Source organism: Rhodococcus sp. 05-2254-2 (genome assembly GCF_002259095.1).
Lineage (GTDB): Bacteria > Actinomycetota > Actinomycetes > Mycobacteriales > Mycobacteriaceae > Rhodococcoides.
In genome coordinates this window covers 121,786-136,519 of the sequence record NZ_NOZJ01000019.1, presented here as the reverse complement: position 1 = coordinate 136,519, position 14,734 = coordinate 121,786, and the positions used below count along the sequence as shown (strand labels likewise).

11 protein-coding genes are annotated in these 14,734 nt (G+C 65.9%); 5 read left to right on the top strand and 6 right to left on the bottom strand.

Going from position 1 to position 14,734, the window contains the following annotated elements; translation table 11 throughout:
- Window positions 1-16 precede the first annotated feature (16 nt).
- From CH283_RS20310 to CH283_RS20295, 4 genes are read right to left on the bottom strand one after another with little or no spacing between them, the layout of a single operon-like run.
- A complete protein-coding gene (locus CH283_RS20310) occupies window positions 17-274 on the bottom strand; it encodes an HPr family phosphocarrier protein (RefSeq protein ID WP_068050678.1) in 258 nt (85 codons plus the stop codon).
- A 41-nt stretch (window positions 275-315) separates the two neighbouring features.
- Window positions 316-2,361, bottom strand: coding sequence for a PTS fructose transporter subunit IIABC (locus tag CH283_RS20305; RefSeq protein ID WP_094642043.1), 2,046 nt, complete (start codon window positions 2,359-2,361; stop codon window positions 316-318).
- A gap of 9 nt (window positions 2,362-2,370) precedes the next feature.
- Window positions 2,371-3,381 (bottom strand): 1-phosphofructokinase family hexose kinase, encoded by a 1,011-nt coding sequence (locus tag CH283_RS20300; RefSeq protein WP_094642041.1) that lies wholly within the window; start codon window positions 3,379-3,381, stop codon window positions 2,371-2,373.
- Window positions 3,378-4,145, bottom strand: a complete 768-nt coding sequence (locus CH283_RS20295; protein WP_094642039.1) for a DeoR/GlpR family DNA-binding transcription regulator — start codon at window positions 4,143-4,145, stop codon at window positions 3,378-3,380. Before CH283_RS20295 ends, CH283_RS20300 begins: the two co-directional genes overlap by 4 nt.
- 171 nt (window positions 4,146-4,316) lie before the next feature.
- Between CH283_RS20295 and ptsP the strand changes: the two genes are divergently transcribed.
- The 3 genes from ptsP (at window position 4,317) to CH283_RS20280 (ending at window position 8,633) form a co-directional block, all read left to right on the top strand.
- Entirely contained in the window at window positions 4,317-6,047 is a 1,731-nt protein-coding gene (gene ptsP / locus CH283_RS20290) for a phosphoenolpyruvate--protein phosphotransferase (RefSeq protein ID WP_255183275.1), read from the top strand.
- Between the two features lie 22 nt (window positions 6,048-6,069).
- Window positions 6,070-7,341 (top strand): uracil-xanthine permease family protein, encoded by a 1,272-nt coding sequence (locus tag CH283_RS20285; protein WP_176460470.1) that lies wholly within the window; start codon window positions 6,070-6,072, stop codon window positions 7,339-7,341.
- A 149-nt stretch (window positions 7,342-7,490) separates the two neighbouring features.
- Window positions 7,491-8,633 carry an acyl-CoA dehydrogenase family protein gene (locus CH283_RS20280; protein ID WP_068050674.1) on the top strand — a complete coding sequence of 381 codons (1,143 nt, stop codon included), beginning with the start codon at window positions 7,491-7,493 and terminating at the stop codon, window positions 8,631-8,633.
- A 75-nt stretch (window positions 8,634-8,708) separates the two neighbouring features.
- Here the strand turns inward: CH283_RS20280 and lexA are convergent, their stop codons facing one another.
- Window positions 8,709-9,392, bottom strand: coding sequence for a transcriptional repressor LexA (gene lexA, locus CH283_RS20275; protein WP_037189497.1), 684 nt, complete (start codon window positions 9,390-9,392; stop codon window positions 8,709-8,711).
- 385 nt (window positions 9,393-9,777) lie between these two features.
- Between lexA and CH283_RS20270 the strand changes: the two genes are divergently transcribed.
- The gene (locus tag CH283_RS20270; RefSeq protein ID WP_068050673.1) at window positions 9,778-10,191 is read left to right on the top strand and encodes a hypothetical protein; all 414 of its coding nucleotides are present in this window, start codon (window positions 9,778-9,780) and stop codon (window positions 10,189-10,191) included.
- Between the two features lie 100 nt (window positions 10,192-10,291).
- Entirely contained in the window at window positions 10,292-10,756 is a 465-nt protein-coding gene (gene nrdR, locus CH283_RS20265; RefSeq protein WP_008716872.1) for a transcriptional regulator NrdR, read from the top strand.
- 12 nt (window positions 10,757-10,768) lie between these two features.
- Here the strand turns inward: nrdR and hrpA are convergent, their stop codons facing one another.
- Entirely contained in the window at window positions 10,769-14,665 is a 3,897-nt protein-coding gene (hrpA, locus tag CH283_RS20260) for an ATP-dependent RNA helicase HrpA (RefSeq protein WP_094642037.1), read from the bottom strand.
- Between the last annotated feature and the right edge of the window lie 69 nt (window positions 14,666-14,734).

The following is a 14,734-nucleotide window of genomic DNA, read 5'->3' as shown; positions in this document are numbered from 1 at the left end:
GAGCCTGCGGAACGACTTATGCGTCCAAGTCTGCTTCGACGAGGGCGACGACCTTGTCGAGTGCGGCCTGGTCGTCGCTGCTGACGGTGACTTCGGTGCCCTTGGTGGCGCCGAGCGTCATGATCATCAGGGCCGAACCTGCATCCACCGGCTCCGAGTCGGCCACTGCGAGGGTGACGTCTACGCCGGCTTCGGCGACGGCGTCGGCGATCAGTGCTGCGGGGCGGGCGTGCAGCCCGATCGAGGATCCGACGGCGACTGTGGTGCTGGGCATGGTGCTCCTTCGTAGTGGGGTTGTTGCGATCGTAGCGAGTGTCAGACGGTGGCGAGTGCGGGATCGAGTTCGGCGTCGGACGGGGCGTTCTTGCCCTTGACGAACTGCTTGGCCGAGACGACCAGGAACGCCGAGACGATGGTGCCCGCTGCCAGCGAAAGGATGAACCACAGGATGTTTCCGATCGCGAAGAACACGAAGATGCCGCCGTGGGGTGCGCTGAGGGTGACGTCGAACGCCATGATCATCGCACCGGTCACTGCGCCGCCGGCCATCATCGAGGGGATGACGCGGAACGGGTCGGCCGCGGCGAACGGGATTGCGCCCTCGGAGATGAATGCAGCTCCCAGGAACCACGCGGCCTTGCCGTTCTCGCGTTCGGCTTCGGTGAACAGGCGTGCGCGGACGGTCGAGGCGAGTGCCATGGCCAGTGGCGGCACCATTCCGGCGGCCATGACCGCTGCCATGATGCGCAGCGACGCGGTGTCGGTGACCGACAGGCCTGCGGTGGCGAATGCGTAGGCTGCCTTGTTGACCGGTCCGCCGAGGTCGAAGCACATCATCAGGCCGAGAATGATGCCGAGGATGATGACCGAGGAACCGCTGAGGCCGTTGAGCCAGTCGGTGAGTCCACTGGTGATCGCGGCGAGCGGCTTGCCGAGCAGCAGGAACATGATCGCGCCGACGATGAGTGTGGCGAACAGCGGAATGATGACGACCGGCATGAGTCCGCGCAGAACTGCGGGGATCTTCCACTTGCTGATCCAGAGTGCGACGAAGCCGGCGATCAGACCACCGACGAGACCGCCGATGAAGCCTGCACCCACCAGAACGGCCACCGCACCTGCGGTGAATCCCGGTGCCAGACCTGGTCTGTCGGCAATGGCGTAGGAAATGTAGCCGGCCAGCGCGGGCACCAGGAAGCTGAAGGACAGCGCGCCGATCTGGAAGAGCACGGCACCGAGGTAGGCGGCGATTCCGCCTTCGGGCAGCGAGGTGATGGAGTTGTTGACGACGATGTCCTCGGCAACTCCGGAGATCTCGTATCCGCCGAGCAGGAAGCCGAGAGCGATCAGCAGACCACCGGCCGCGACGAACGGGATCATGTAGCTGACGCCGGTGAGCAGGATCTGGCGGATGCGGGTGCCCCAGCCGAGTTCACCTGCGGAGTCGTTCGAGCCGGCAGCCACTGCGGTACCGCCGACGCGAGCTGCGTCCGGGTTCAGTGCAGCGCGTAGGGCTTCGGTGAGCATGACGTCGGGCTCGTTGATGGCGCGCTTGACGCCCGAGGAGATGACGGGCTTGCCGGCGAAACGCTCGCGGCCCTTGACGCCCACGTCGGTGGCGAAGATGACTGCTTCGGCTCCGGCGATGATCTTCGGGTCCAGCGGCGTGCTGCCGCTCGAGCCCTGGGTCTCGACGTGCACCGTGACTCCGGCGCGCTCACCGGCGGCGACGAGGGAATCGGCAGCCATGTAGGTGTGCGCGATTCCGGTTGGGCAGGCGGTGACTGCGACGATGTGCTTGGGGGCAGTGGCCTCGGCCGGGGTGGCGGCCGCGCTGTGCTTGGCGGTCGACACGGGAGCTGCCGCAGTGGTCGTCGCGGCCGGCTTGGCAGCAGGGTTGATGACGCCGTCGACGAGCGTGACGATCTCGGTTGCCGAGGACGCGTTGCGCAGCGAGGTGACGAACTCCGGCTTGACCAGGGCGCGCGCCAGGCTGGAGAGCAACTTCATGTGTGCCGATCCGGCACCGGCCGGCGCGGCGATGAGGAACACGAGGTCGGCGGGGCCGTCGGGGGCACCGAAATCGACCTTGGGGTTCAGTCGGGCGAATCCGAGCGAGGCCGAGGTGACCGCTTCGGAGCGGCAGTGCGGGATGGCGATGCCGCCGGGCAGGCCTGTTGCAGACTGCGCTTCGCGGGCCAGAGCGGCGTCGCGCAGAGCATCGGTCTCGGTTGCGCGACCCGCGGAAGCCAGAACGCCTGCGAGGCGTTCGATGACGGCTTCCTTGGATTCGCCGAGATCGGCGTCGAGGAGGATCAGATCCTCGGCGATGATCTGCTGATCTTCGGTGGGGGTGGACATTGCAGGCTCCTAGAGACGATTCGAAGAAGGGGAGAGCGCGGACGGGGTGACGGAGGTGGGGATGTCGAGCGCACGGACCGTCACCGAATTCGGGTGGGTCTGCTCGGGCAGTGGAAGCGTGGTGCCTGGAAGCGCGGTTGCCGCCGTTCCGTAGGCGACGGCGCGGCGAAGTTTGTCTGCGTCGGAACAGTTCTCGGCATCGGCGAGGATGTAGCCGGCGAGCGAGGAATCGCCTGCGCCGACCGTGCTGACCGCGGTGATCGGGGGCGGGCTGGCGTACCAGGAACCGTCCTCGGTGACCAGTACGGCTCCGGCACTGCCCAGAGTGGCCAGTACCGCGCCGACGCCTCGGCCGAGAAGGATCGTGCTGGCTGCGATCGCTGCCGTCGGATCACCCTGCGCCGCTGCACTTTCCAGTTCTTCGGAATCGTACCCGGTGAGTTGGGCGAGTTCCTCGGAATTGGGTTTGATCAGATCGGGTGCCGACGCCGGGAAGGCTGCCGCGAGAGCGAGCAGTGGCTCGTCGGAGGTGTCGACCGCAACTTTCGCCGAGGTGGCGCGCAGCGCCGCGACGAGCTCGGCGTACCAGTCGACGGGCAGACCGGGCGGAAGCGAACCGGAGAGCACCACCCATTCGGCATCGACTGCGAGAGAGAGGATTCGCTCCCGCAGCTCGGTGCGGGTCTGCTCCGACACCGTCGCACCGGGCTCGTTGATCTTGGTGGTGGTGCCACCGACCTCGCTCACCGTGATGTTGGTACGGGCCGGCCCCGACGTCGGAACGGCGGAGTACCGCACGCCCTTGTCGGACATCGCGTCGAGCAGGGGGTCTCCGGCATTGGCCGGGAGTACGGCCATCGCGTCGATTCCGGATCCGCCGAGGACGCGAGCGACGTTGACGCCCTTGCCGCCCGGGTCGGTGGCCGACGTCGATGCCCGGTGTACGCCGCCGCGGACGAGCGGTGCGTCGAGTGTGACCGTCCGGTCCATGCTCGGGTTGGCCGTGAGTGTGACCATCATGCGATCACCACCTCGATTCCTTTGTCGCTGAGATTCTTACGGTCGTTGGTCGAGATGTCGCTGTCGGTGACGATGACGTCGATGGATCCCACTCGGGCGAAGCTCACCAGATGCTCGCGGCCGATCTTCGACGAATCGGCCAGCACCACAACGTGGTTGGCCGCCTCGACCATGGCACGCTTGACTGCTGCCTCGTCACTGTCGGGCGTGGACAATCCGTGCCCGACGCTGATGGCGTTGGTGCCGATGAACGCCACGTCCACGCGAAGCCATTCGAGGGCGCGCAGTGCTTCGTCGCCGACGGCAGCCTGGGTGGTTCCGCGCACCCGCCCGCCGAGCAGTCGAAGACTCACGCTCGGCATGGTTGCGGCCCGGGCGGCGATCGGCACCGAGTTGGTCACCAGAGTCAGCTCGCGGTCGTGGGGAAGCAGGCCCGCCAACCGGCCCGTCGTGGTGCCCGCGTCGAACACCGCACTGCCGCCCACCGGTGGCAGGAAGGACAACGCCGCGGCCGCGATGGCGTCCTTCTGGTCGGCGCGGGTGAACTCTCGCTCGGAGACGCCGGGCTCGAGTGTGGTCAGTGCGGACGCGGGTACTGCTCCACCGTGGACGCGGCGGACGACTCCCATTCGGTCGAGGGTGGCGAGATCGCGTCGCACGGTTTCGGTGGTGACGCCGTACGTGGCCGACAGATCGTTGACGGAGACGCGGCCGTGCGTGCTGATCAGTTCGGCGATGGCGTGTTGGCGTTCTTCGGCGTACACCTGCGTCTCCTTCCCGGTTGATGTTGCTTTATGTTGTTTTACGCCCGTGTGTGTTGACATGTCAAGGGTTTGGAGTAATCTCGGTCACAACACAGGCAAGTGAGTGAGTACGCCACAGCTCGCCGAACAGATGCGATGACCTTTGTTCACGCAGGATCCGAGGAGGACCACATGACGGGATCGGTTAGCACCGCTTCGACCGCACACACCGACACCACAGTCGATGCAGCCGGGGCCGGAGCAGCGCAGACGACACTGCGCGGCACACCCGTCGTGCCCGGCGTCGGATACGGCCCCGTCATTCGTCCCGGTGCCCGACCGTCCATCCCGGCCGACACCGGCGAGGTCGCCGAGGCGGATCGGGAGGCCGAGAAGGCTGTCTTCGACGCCGCAGCGAATGCTGTCGCCTCCCGACTACGCGGTCGTGCGGAACTCGCGACCGGCGCTGCTTCGGAGGTTCTGTCTGCCAACGCCGCGATGGCCACCGACCGCGGATGGCTCGGTGCCGCTCGGTCCTCGATCGCCAAGGGCAGTTCTGCCGTCACGGCAACGGCGGCGGCAACGGAGAAGTTCGCCGCGATGTTCACCCAGCTCGGCGGACTGATGGCCGAGCGCGTGACCGATCTGCGCGACATTCGCGATCGCGTCATTGCCGAGATACTCGGCGTTCCTGAGCCCGGTGTTCCGGTACCCGAGCAACCGTCGGTGCTGTTCGCCGACGATCTTGCGCCCGCCGACACCGCAGGTCTGGACCCCACCCTGATCGTCGGACTCGCCACCTCGCTGGGCGGTCCGACCAGTCACACCGCGATCATTGCGCGCCAGCTGGGCATTCCGTGCATCGTCGCCGTGGCTGGGCTCGACGACATCGCCGCGGGTACGAACGCATCCGTCGACGGAACCAGCGGCCGCATCGATCTCGAACCCGACGCCGACTCGGCCCGCGCTGCCGTCGTGTCTGCCCGTGACGAGCTCGACCGGGTATCCCAGTGGGTCGGTCCCGGAACCACCGCCGACGGCCACGCAGTCGACATTCTCGCCAACGTCCAGGACGGTGCCGGTGCTCGCGCGGCGCGGTCGAGCGCAGCGGACGGCGTCGGTCTGTTTCGCACCGAACTGTGCTTTCTGGACCGCGACTCCGAACCCACCGTCGACGAGCAGGCCGAGATCTACGCACAGGTACTCGACGCGTTCGCAGGCAAGAAGGTCGTCGTTCGGACTCTCGATGCCGGCTCGGACAAGCCACTTCGGTTCGCCACTCATCCCGACGAGGCCAACCCGGCACTGGGCATTCGCGGCATCCGCATCGCCGAGGCCGACCGAGGGATTCTGTATCGTCAGCTCGACGGCATCGCAGCAGCCGCGAAGGCGACCGATTCCTCCCCGTGGGTGATGGCTCCGATGATCGCGACCGCGCTGGAGGCAAAGGATTTCGCTGCCGACGTCCGCGAGCGCGGACTCACTCCGGGTGTCATGATCGAGATCCCCGCCGCCGCTCTGCTCGCCGAACACATCCTCGAGCACGTCGACTTCCTGTCCATCGGCACCAACGATCTGGCGCAGTACACGATGGCCGCCGACCGCATGTCCGCTCAGCTCGCCGGCCTGACCGATCCGTGGCAGCCGGCCGTGTTGGCACTGGTGGCGCACACCGCGGCCGCGGGAGCCAAGGCGGGCAAGCCCGTCGGAGTCTGCGGTGAGGCCGCTGCCGATCCGCTGCTGGCCTGCGTGCTGGTAGGGCTCGGCATCACCTCGCTCTCGGCTGCGTCGGCTGCCGTCGCGCATGTCGGGTCGAAACTGGCAACGGTCACGCTCGCTCAGTGCAAGGAAGCGGCCGCGGCCGCCCTGAAAACGGACAGTACCGCCGCTGCCCGCGAGGCAGTGAGCGCGATTCTCGGCTGATCCAATAGTGTTGCCTTCCATCATGAGAACTCTCGGTTGGACGCTGCACGGAAACGGAAAGACCGTCGACGCCGGGGCGGTGGTCTCGCCCGACGAGCGATTGACGTGGCCCCGCACCATCGGTATCGGAATGCAGCATGTGGTCGCGATGTTCGGCGCGACCCTGTTGGTTCCGACGATCACCGGATTTCCGGTGTCGACGACGCTGCTGTTCTCGGGCATAGGGACGGCGCTGTTCCTGCTCATCACCCGAGGCCGGGTGCCCAGCTACCTGGGTTCCTCCTTCGCGTTCCTGGCCCCGCTCGGTGCCACCCAAGCGAACGGACCTGCCGCCCAGCTCGGAGCCGTGCTGTGTGTGGGCGTCGTACTGGCAGCAGTGGGCTTCGTGGTGAAGTTCGCAGGGCAGCGGGTACTCGACGCGGCGATGCCGCCCGTCGTGACCGGAGCCGTCGTGGTGCTCATCGGGCTGAACCTGGCACCGGCCGCCACCACGTCGTTCGAGGCACAGCCGCTGATCGCAGCCATCACCCTGGTCGCGATTCTGCTGGCGACAGCGGTGGGGCCCGGCCTGATCGGGCGACTGGGAATTCTGCTCGGCGTCGTCGTGGGTTGGGTGTTCGCCGCAGTCACCGGAGGGATCGCGCAACCGCGACTCGACGCACTCAGCGCTGCGAGCTGGATCGGTCTGCCCGAGTTTCGTGGACCGTCGTTCGAGCTGTCGGTGATCCTCGTGGCGCTGCCGGTGGTGATCGTCCTGGTCGCCGAGAACGTGGGGCACGTCAAAGCCGTCGCCGCGATGACCGGCAAGAACCTCGACGATGTGGCCGGCGACGCCTTGATCGCCGACGGGCTGGCGACCACGCTGGCCGGAGCAGGCGGCGGTTCGGGAACCACCACCTACGCGGAGAACATCGGCGTCATGGCGGCCACTCGTGTCTACTCGACCGCCGCGTACTGGGTCGCATCGATCACCGCGACGGTGCTCGCGTTCTCGCCCAAGTTCGGTGCACTGATCTTCACCGTGCCCGACGGGGTCATCGGCGGCGCAACCCTGGTTCTGTACGGCCTCATCGGGCTGTTGGGCGTACGCATCTGGACCGACGCGAAGGTCGACTTCACCGATCCGGTCAATCTCATGGTCGTCGCTGCCGCGCTCGTCGCCGGAATCGGTGACCTGACGCTGTCCGTCGGATCGGTCGAGCTCGGCGGTATCGCGTGGGGTTCGGTCGGCATCCTTCTCGGGTACCCGATCGTCTCGGCGCTCGCGAGAAGCGCGGGCAAACGCGCACGGTAGCGGGGTCGGTCACGAATCGCGCGCGTTTTGGTCATCGACCTCCGTGACGTCCCGAACGTACTGTTGGAGCGTGACGTCAGTCGTACCGACGACCGCGAATGACACCGTTCACAGGTCGATGTCGGTATGCACCGAACAAGGAGATCTGCGTGGAACGCACACTTTTCGAGCCCGAGCACGAGCTGTTCCGGGAGTCGTACCGGAAGTTTCTCGATCAGCACGTAGCGCCGAACCATGCGAAGTGGGAAGAGCAGAACATCGTCGACCGCGACGTCTGGGTCGAGGCCGGTAAGCAGGGCTTCCTCGGAACGGCAGCGCCCGAGGAATTCGGTGGCGGCGGAGTCAAGGACTTCCGCTACAACGCCATCGTCACCGAGGAAACCACCCGCGGCGGATACAGCGGTATCGGCTTCACCCTGCACAACGACGTCGTCGCGCCGTATTTCATCGACCTTGCCAACGACGAGCAGAAGCAGCGCTGGCTCCCCGGATTCTGCTCCGGCGAACTGATCACCGCGATCGCGATGACCGAGCCCGGCACCGGAAGCGACCTGCAGGGCATCAAGACCAAGGCTGTCCGTGACGGCGACGACTGGGTGCTCAACGGCTCGAAGACGTTCATCACCAACGGAATCAACGCCGACCTGATCATCGTCGTGGCCTGCACCGACCCCGAGAAGGGCGCACAGGGCTTCAGTCTGCTGGTCGTCGAACGCGACATGCCCGGATTCGAGCGCGGCCGCAACCTCGACAAGATCGGCATGAAGGCTCAGGACACCGCCGAACTCAGCTTCACCGACGTGCGCGTGCCCGCCGCCAACCTGCTGGGCGAGGAAGGCATGGGCTTCATCTACCTCATGCAGAATCTGCCCCAGGAACGCCTGTCGATCGCCGTCGTCGCGGCCGCCGCGATGGAATCCGCGCTCGAGATGACGATCCAGTACTGCCGCGACCGCAAGGCCTTCGGGAAGTCGATCGGCAAGTTCCAGAACACCCGATTCGTGTTGGCGGAGTTGGCCACCGAGACCACCGCCACCCGCATCATGGTGGACAAGTTCATCGAACTGCTCAACGAAGACAAGCTGACCGTGCAAGAAGCTGCCATGGCGAAATGGTGGACCACCGAGAATCAGGTCAAACTGATCGACCGGTGCCTGCAGTTGCACGGTGGCTACGGCTACATGAAGGAATACCCGATCGCCAAGGCGTACATGGACTCCCGTGTGCAGACCATCTACGGCGGCACCACCGAGATCATGAAGGAGATCATCGGCCGCGGATTGAATCTGTGATCCGCTGATCCGAAGCACGCTAAGGGCCGCAGCACATGTGCTGCGGCCCTTCGCATGTCACTGCCGTGACGATCTCTACAGCTTGCGCATCACGGTCACGACCTTGCCGAGGATCGCGGCGTTGTTGCCCGGAATGGGCTCGAACAGCGGATTGTGCGGCAGCAGCCACACCTCGCCCTTGGACCGCTTGAACGTCTTGACGGTGGCCTCCCCGTCGATCATCGCAGCGACGATGTCACCGTTGTCGGCCACGGACTGCTGACGAACCACCACCCAGTCGCCGTCGCAGATGGCCGCGTCGATCATCGACTCGCCGACCACCTTGAGCAGAAACAGCGAGCCCTGACCGACCAGCTCGCGGGGGAGCGGGAACACGTCCTCGACGGCCTCTTCGGCCAGGATCGGACCGCCGGCTGCGATCCGGCCAAGCACCGGCACGAACGTCGGGGTCGGCAACCGATCCTGTTCCTCGGACGCCGAGGAACCGTCGACCGCGGCGGCAGCCTGGTCGGCCTGCACCTCGTCGAGACCCCGGACGTCGACGGCACGGGGACGGTTGGCGTCGCGCCGGAGGAAGCCCTTGCGCTCGAGGGTGCGCAGCTGGTGAGCAACGGAAGAGGTCGATGTCAGACCGACCGCATCGCCGATCTCGCGGATGCTGGGCGGGTAGCCGCGCTCGGTGACCGACGCGCGAATGACCTCGAGTACCTTCCGCTGCCGCTCGGTCAGACCCGCACTGATGTCGGTGCCGACCTCCATTGCCTTGGACGTGGGTTCCGCGGCCGGCTTTCCTGCTGCGGCCTTGGTGGCGGTGGCCTTGGCTCCGGTCGTCCTGGAACCCGTCGTCGTGGAACGCGTGGTCGACCTCGTCGAGGTCTCGTCCTTCATGCTGTCGGCCTCCTGCTGGTGTCCTGGGATCCGGTCTGCGGGGTAGGTCTGCGCGGACTGGAGTTGATGGTGTCGACTCGTGTGGCGTGTGGTTTCTGACACGAATCTAGCGTGTATCAGCTGTTGAATCAAACATCTGTTCGACTCGTGTCGCGTTTTCTGCAGACTTTGTCGGAGGCTCGTGATAGAACTTCGAACAAGCGTCCATCGAACGCCTGATCGAACAATCGATCCAACGAGCGAAGTCGAGGTTCCGATGACCATCATCACCGATCGCCCCACCGCCGCCGGTGTCCGTGCCCGGTCCACCGTCGTCGAGCGTCGTCGCCGGGCCCGTCCCGTTCTGCGGAGTCCCCTCGGGATGCACGGCGTCACCACGGTGCCTCGCACACAGAGCGCACCGTGCCTTCCGGTCCTCGACCCGTCGTGGACCGACGTCACCGACCGCGAGGATGCCGATCGCGAGTTCGACGCGACCTCCGCGCACTTCGCGAGCCAGCCGGTTCGACTGCGATCGCTGGTGTTGTGGATGCTCGCAGTGGTCGTCGTGGCCGGTGGTCTGATCGGCATCGCGAACCTGCGAGCAGTTGCACCCGATGCAGGTGTGCAGCCGGCCGGTGTGGTCGAAGTGCACGACGGGGCTCTCGTCGAGTACACGACCGGCAGATGACCACCGCCCCCGTCGGGTTCGAGAAGGCTGAGTATCCTCGGTGGACTGCCCCGATGTGCGTGCTCGTCGTCGGAGCATCGGCTACGACGGAGGGTCCCTCATGCATTGCCCGTTCTGCAGGCATCCCGACTCACGCGTGGTCGATTCGCGTGAGATGGACGAGGGACAGGCAATCCGGCGGCGTCGCTCCTGCCCGGAGTGCGGTCGTCGTTTCACGACCGTCGAGGCAGCAGTGCTTGCAGTCGTGAAGCGCAGCGGCGTGACCGAGCCGTTCAGCCGCGAGAAGGTCGTCAAGGGAGTTCGACGCGCGTGCCAGGGCAGAGATGTCGACAACGATGCGCTGAACCTGCTGGCACAGCAGGTCGAGGACGCAATCCGTGCAGCGGGATCAGCGGAGATCCCCAGCAACGAAGTGGGATTGGCCATTCTCGGTCCGCTCCGTGATCTGGACGAAGTGGCGTACCTGCGCTTCGCCTCCGTGTACCGCTCGTTCAGTTCGGCCGAGGACTTCGAGAAGGAAATCCACGAACTGCGTAAGCACCGCGAGTCCGCCGACATCGACTGACAGTTCCGCCCGTCAGCGGCTCTGGTCCGAGATCGCCTTCTCGATGCGCTTCTCGGAGACCGGATACGCCGTACGAATCCCTTGGGCGAACAGTCCCACGCGCAGCTCCTCGATCATCCAGAACAACTCCTGCACCCCGGAACTGTTCTTTCTGCTCTCCGGAAGCGAATCCAGCAGTCGTCCGTACGACGCGTACACCCGATCGAGTACATCCATCGCCGCCGCGTCACGGCCTGCGCTGCTCGGCAGAGTGGCCAACCGCTTCGTCGCCGCCGCGAGATAGCGCGGCAGGTCCGCCAATCTGCGAGAACCGAACTCGGTGACGAATCCGCGAAAGATCAAGCCGTCGAGCTGCTCCCGAACATCGTCTGCCGGCTCACCCGAGGCTGATTGCAGTTGCGCCGACAAAGCCAGGGCAGCGGTCAGCACAGGACGAACCAGGGCGAGGACCGCGGCGGTACGCTGCGGAACCTCCGCGTGCACGAGCGCCCTGAGCTTGTCGAAAGCCTCGGGATCTCGTACCGGTCCACCGTGCGCGTCCATTGCTTCCTCGACCGCGAGAACCCGGCATTCCTCGAGCAGTGCATCGACTCCGCCGTACGGATTCTGGCCGAGGGCAAGCCGTTCCGCCGTCGGTAATCCGGCCAACAGTGCTTTGGTGCCCTTCGGCGCAGTCGACAGCAGCAGAGCCCTGGTTCCGGAACGCATCGCTGCCCGCTGCTGAGCAGGGGTGCTCAGGACTCGAACCGCCACGCCCGGTCCTTCCGGCACCAAAGCCGGATAGCCGGTGACCTTCTGGCCTCCCACATCTCGGGTGACGGTCGACTCCAACCGTCCCAGCGTGCTCGAGGTCCACGCCAGCGAGGGCGCACGCTCGGCGTCACCCACCGCGCTGGCCACCTGACGGCCGACCTCACCGGACAAACCGGTACGCAGAGCGGTCAGATCCTTGTTGCTGCCCAACACCTTTCCGGACGGATCGACGGCCGCGAACGTCATTCTCAGGTGCTCGGGGAGTGCCGCAACATCGAAGTCCTTCGCCGTGATGTGGCACTGGGCCGCCCGCGAGAGCTCACGGGCCAATGCCGTGACCAACGTTTCGGCGCGGGGCCGCATGACCGCCAACGCCGCGGCTGCGAAGTCGGGGGCCGGTACGACATTGCGGCGCAACGCTTTCGGAAGCGTCTTGATCAGTGCGGTCACCAACTCGCCGCGCATCCCAGGGACCAGCCAGTCGAAGCCCACCGGCTGTACCTGAGCGAGCAGAGCGATCGGAATTCGTGCGGTGACGCCGTCGGCCGCCGTGCCCGGCTCGAACTGGTAGGTCAGGGGAAACTGGATCTCGCCCTGTCGCCATGCGTCGGGATACGCGCCGGTCAGTACCGAGGCCGCGTCGGAGTTGACGACGGTGTCGGTGGTGAAGTCGAGCAGCGCCGGGTCCTGTCTGCGGGCCTTCTTCCACCAGGTGTCGAAGTGCCGTGCCGACACCGCCTCTGGGGCGATGCGGGCGTCGTAGAAGTCGAACAGAGCGTCGTCGTCGACGACGATGTCTCGCCGTCGGGCGCGATGTTCGAGTTCACCCACGTCGTCGAGCAGTGCCCTGTTCTTGTGGAAGAAGGCATGCTGGGTCTTCCACTCGCCCTCCACCAGCGCATGTCTGATGAACAGCTCTCGGGACGCCTCGGGGTCGATACGGTGATAGTTCACCGGACGTTGCGTCACCAACGGAATGCCGTACAGCGTCACCCGCTCGTAGGCCATCGCCGATTCACGCTTGATCGACCAATGTGGTTCCGAGTACGTCCGCTTGACCAGATGCGGTGCCAACCGCTCGGCCCACTCCGGTTCGATGCGAGCAGCCATACGGCCCCACAGGCGCCCGGTCTCGACCAGCTCGGCGGCCATGACCCAGCGCGGGGGCTTCTTGAACAGACCCGAACCGGGGAATATCGCGAAGTGAGCTCCGCGCGCGCCGAGGAACTCGCGTTTGTCCCCCTCCCTGAGTCCGACGTGCGAGAGCAGCCCGGACAGCAGCGACTGATGCAGGGCGGTCTCGGTGGAATCGGCGTCGGGCACCGTCCACCCGAGCCCGCGGGTGATCTGACGCAGTTGGCCGTGCAGATCCTGCCACTCGCGAATACGTAGGTAGTGCAGGAACTCTGTTCGGCACATGCGTCGGAACTGGTTGGAGGACAATTCGTTTCGCTGCTCGCGCAGATACGTCCACAGTTTCACGTACGCCAGGAAGTCGGAGTTCTCCACTGCGAAGCGTGCATGCTTCTCGTCCGCTGCCTGCTGATGCTCGGCGGGCCGCTCCCGAACGTCCTGAATCGACAGGGCCGCCACAACCACCAACGCGTCGCGAAGAGAGCCGTTGCCGTTGGCCTCGACGAGCATCCGAGCCATCCGAGGATCGACCGGCAGTGCCGAGAGTTCCCGGCCGATCGGGGTCAGCTCTGCAGTGCCGTCCTTGGTGGCCGGCTTCAGCGCACCGAGTTCCTCGAGCAGTCCGATTCCGTCCCTGATACTGCGCGGATCGGGCGGTTCGACGAACGGGAACGCGTCGATCTTGCCCAGCCCGAGTGCGGTCATCTGCAGGATGACCGACGCCAGGTTGGTGCGCAGTATCTCCGGCTCGGTGAACTGTGGACGTGACTCGAAATCCTCTTCGGAATACAGCCGGATGCAGATGCCGTCGGCGACGCGGCCACAGCGGCCGGCCCGCTGCCGCGCCGACGCCTGGGAGATCGGCTCGATGGGGAGTCGTTGCACCTTGGTGCGCAACGAATATCGCGAGATGCGGGCGGTACCGGGGTCGACCACGTAGCGGATGCCAGGGACCGTCAGCGATGTTTCCGCGACGTTCGTCGAGAGCACCACGCGTCGGCCCGAATGCGGGGAGAACACTCGGTGTTGTTCGGCCGCAGAGAGTCTCGCATAGAGAGGAACGATCTCGGTGTTGCGGAGATTGCGATCGTTCAGGGCGTCGGCGGTGTCGCGAATCTCGCGTTCACCGGACAGGAACACCAGAATGTCGCCGTCGCCCTCGGCCATCAGCTCGTCGACGGCCTGGCAGGTCGCGTCGACGGGGTCGAGATCGATCGTGGTGTCCCCGGCGTCGACGGTCAGTGGCCGATAGCGCATCTCGACCGGGAACGTGCGACCGGAGACCTCGATGATCGGCGCGGGCACGCCGTCCCGCGCGAAGTGCTGGGCGAACCTTTCGGGGTCGATCGTCGCTGAGGTGATGACGATCTTGAGGTCGGGACGCCGGGGGAGAAGCTGCGCCAGGTAACCCAGGATGAAGTCGATGTTGAGGCTGCGCTCGTGCGCTTCGTCGATGATCAGGGTGTCGTACTGTCGCAGCAGTCTGTCTCGCTGGATCTCCGCCAGCAGGATGCCGTCGGTCATCAGCTTGACGAGGGTCGAATCCGAGGACTGGTCGGTGAATCTCACCTTGTAGCCGATGGATTCACCCAGGGGCTCGCCCACCTCCTCGGCGATGCGTTCGGCCACCGTGCGGGCAGCGAGGCGTCGAGGCTGAGTGTGGCCGATCGAACCGCGAATTCCGCGGCCCAGTGCGAGAGCGATCTTGGGAATCTGAGTGGTCTTACCCGAACCGGTCTCACCGGCGACGATGACGACCTGGTGTTCGGCGATGGCGGCAGCGATGTCGTCCTTGCGCAGACTGACCGGAAGCGACTCGGGGAACTCGAGGGTCGGCACCGCCGCCCGGCGATTGGCCACTACCGTCTCGGCGCGGGCGACATCGCGTTCGAGAGCGGCCAACGCGTCGTCGGTACGAGCCTTGTCCAGTCGCCGCCGCAGCCGGTTCTCGTCCCGGATCGTGACGTCTGCCAGACGTGTGGCGAGAGATTTTCGCTGACCGGACAAATTCGAGGTAGACATACTCGCTCCAGGATATCCGCATCGACGCAACCGTCGTGAATGGCGGCCGAGACTGTGCCAGGATCGCCG

Bases quoted from the DNA above. Each gene is read 5' to 3' on its own strand.
- nrdR (WP_008716872.1), top strand. From the start codon at position 10,292: ATGCATTGCCCGTTCTGCAGGCATCCCGACTCACGCGTGGTCGATTCG.
- ptsP (WP_255183275.1), top strand. From the start codon at position 4,317: ATGACGGGATCGGTTAGCACCGCTTCGACCGCACACACCGACACCACA.
- CH283_RS20300 (WP_094642041.1), bottom strand. From the start codon at position 3,381: ATGATGGTCACACTCACGGCCAACCCGAGCATGGACCGGACGGTCACA.
- CH283_RS20285 (WP_176460470.1), top strand. From the start codon at position 6,070: ATGAGAACTCTCGGTTGGACGCTGCACGGAAACGGAAAGACCGTCGAC.
- hrpA (WP_094642037.1), bottom strand. From the start codon at position 14,665: ATGTCTACCTCGAATTTGTCCGGTCAGCGAAAATCTCTCGCCACACGT.
- CH283_RS20270 (WP_068050673.1), top strand. From the start codon at position 9,778: ATGACCATCATCACCGATCGCCCCACCGCCGCCGGTGTCCGTGCCCGG.
- CH283_RS20305 (WP_094642043.1), bottom strand. From the start codon at position 2,361: ATGTCCACCCCCACCGAAGATCAGCAGATCATCGCCGAGGATCTGATC.
- CH283_RS20310 (WP_068050678.1), bottom strand. From the start codon at position 274: ATGCCCAGCACCACAGTCGCCGTCGGATCCTCGATCGGGCTGCACGCC.
- lexA (WP_037189497.1), bottom strand. From the start codon at position 9,392: ATGGAGGTCGGCACCGACATCAGTGCGGGTCTGACCGAGCGGCAGCGG.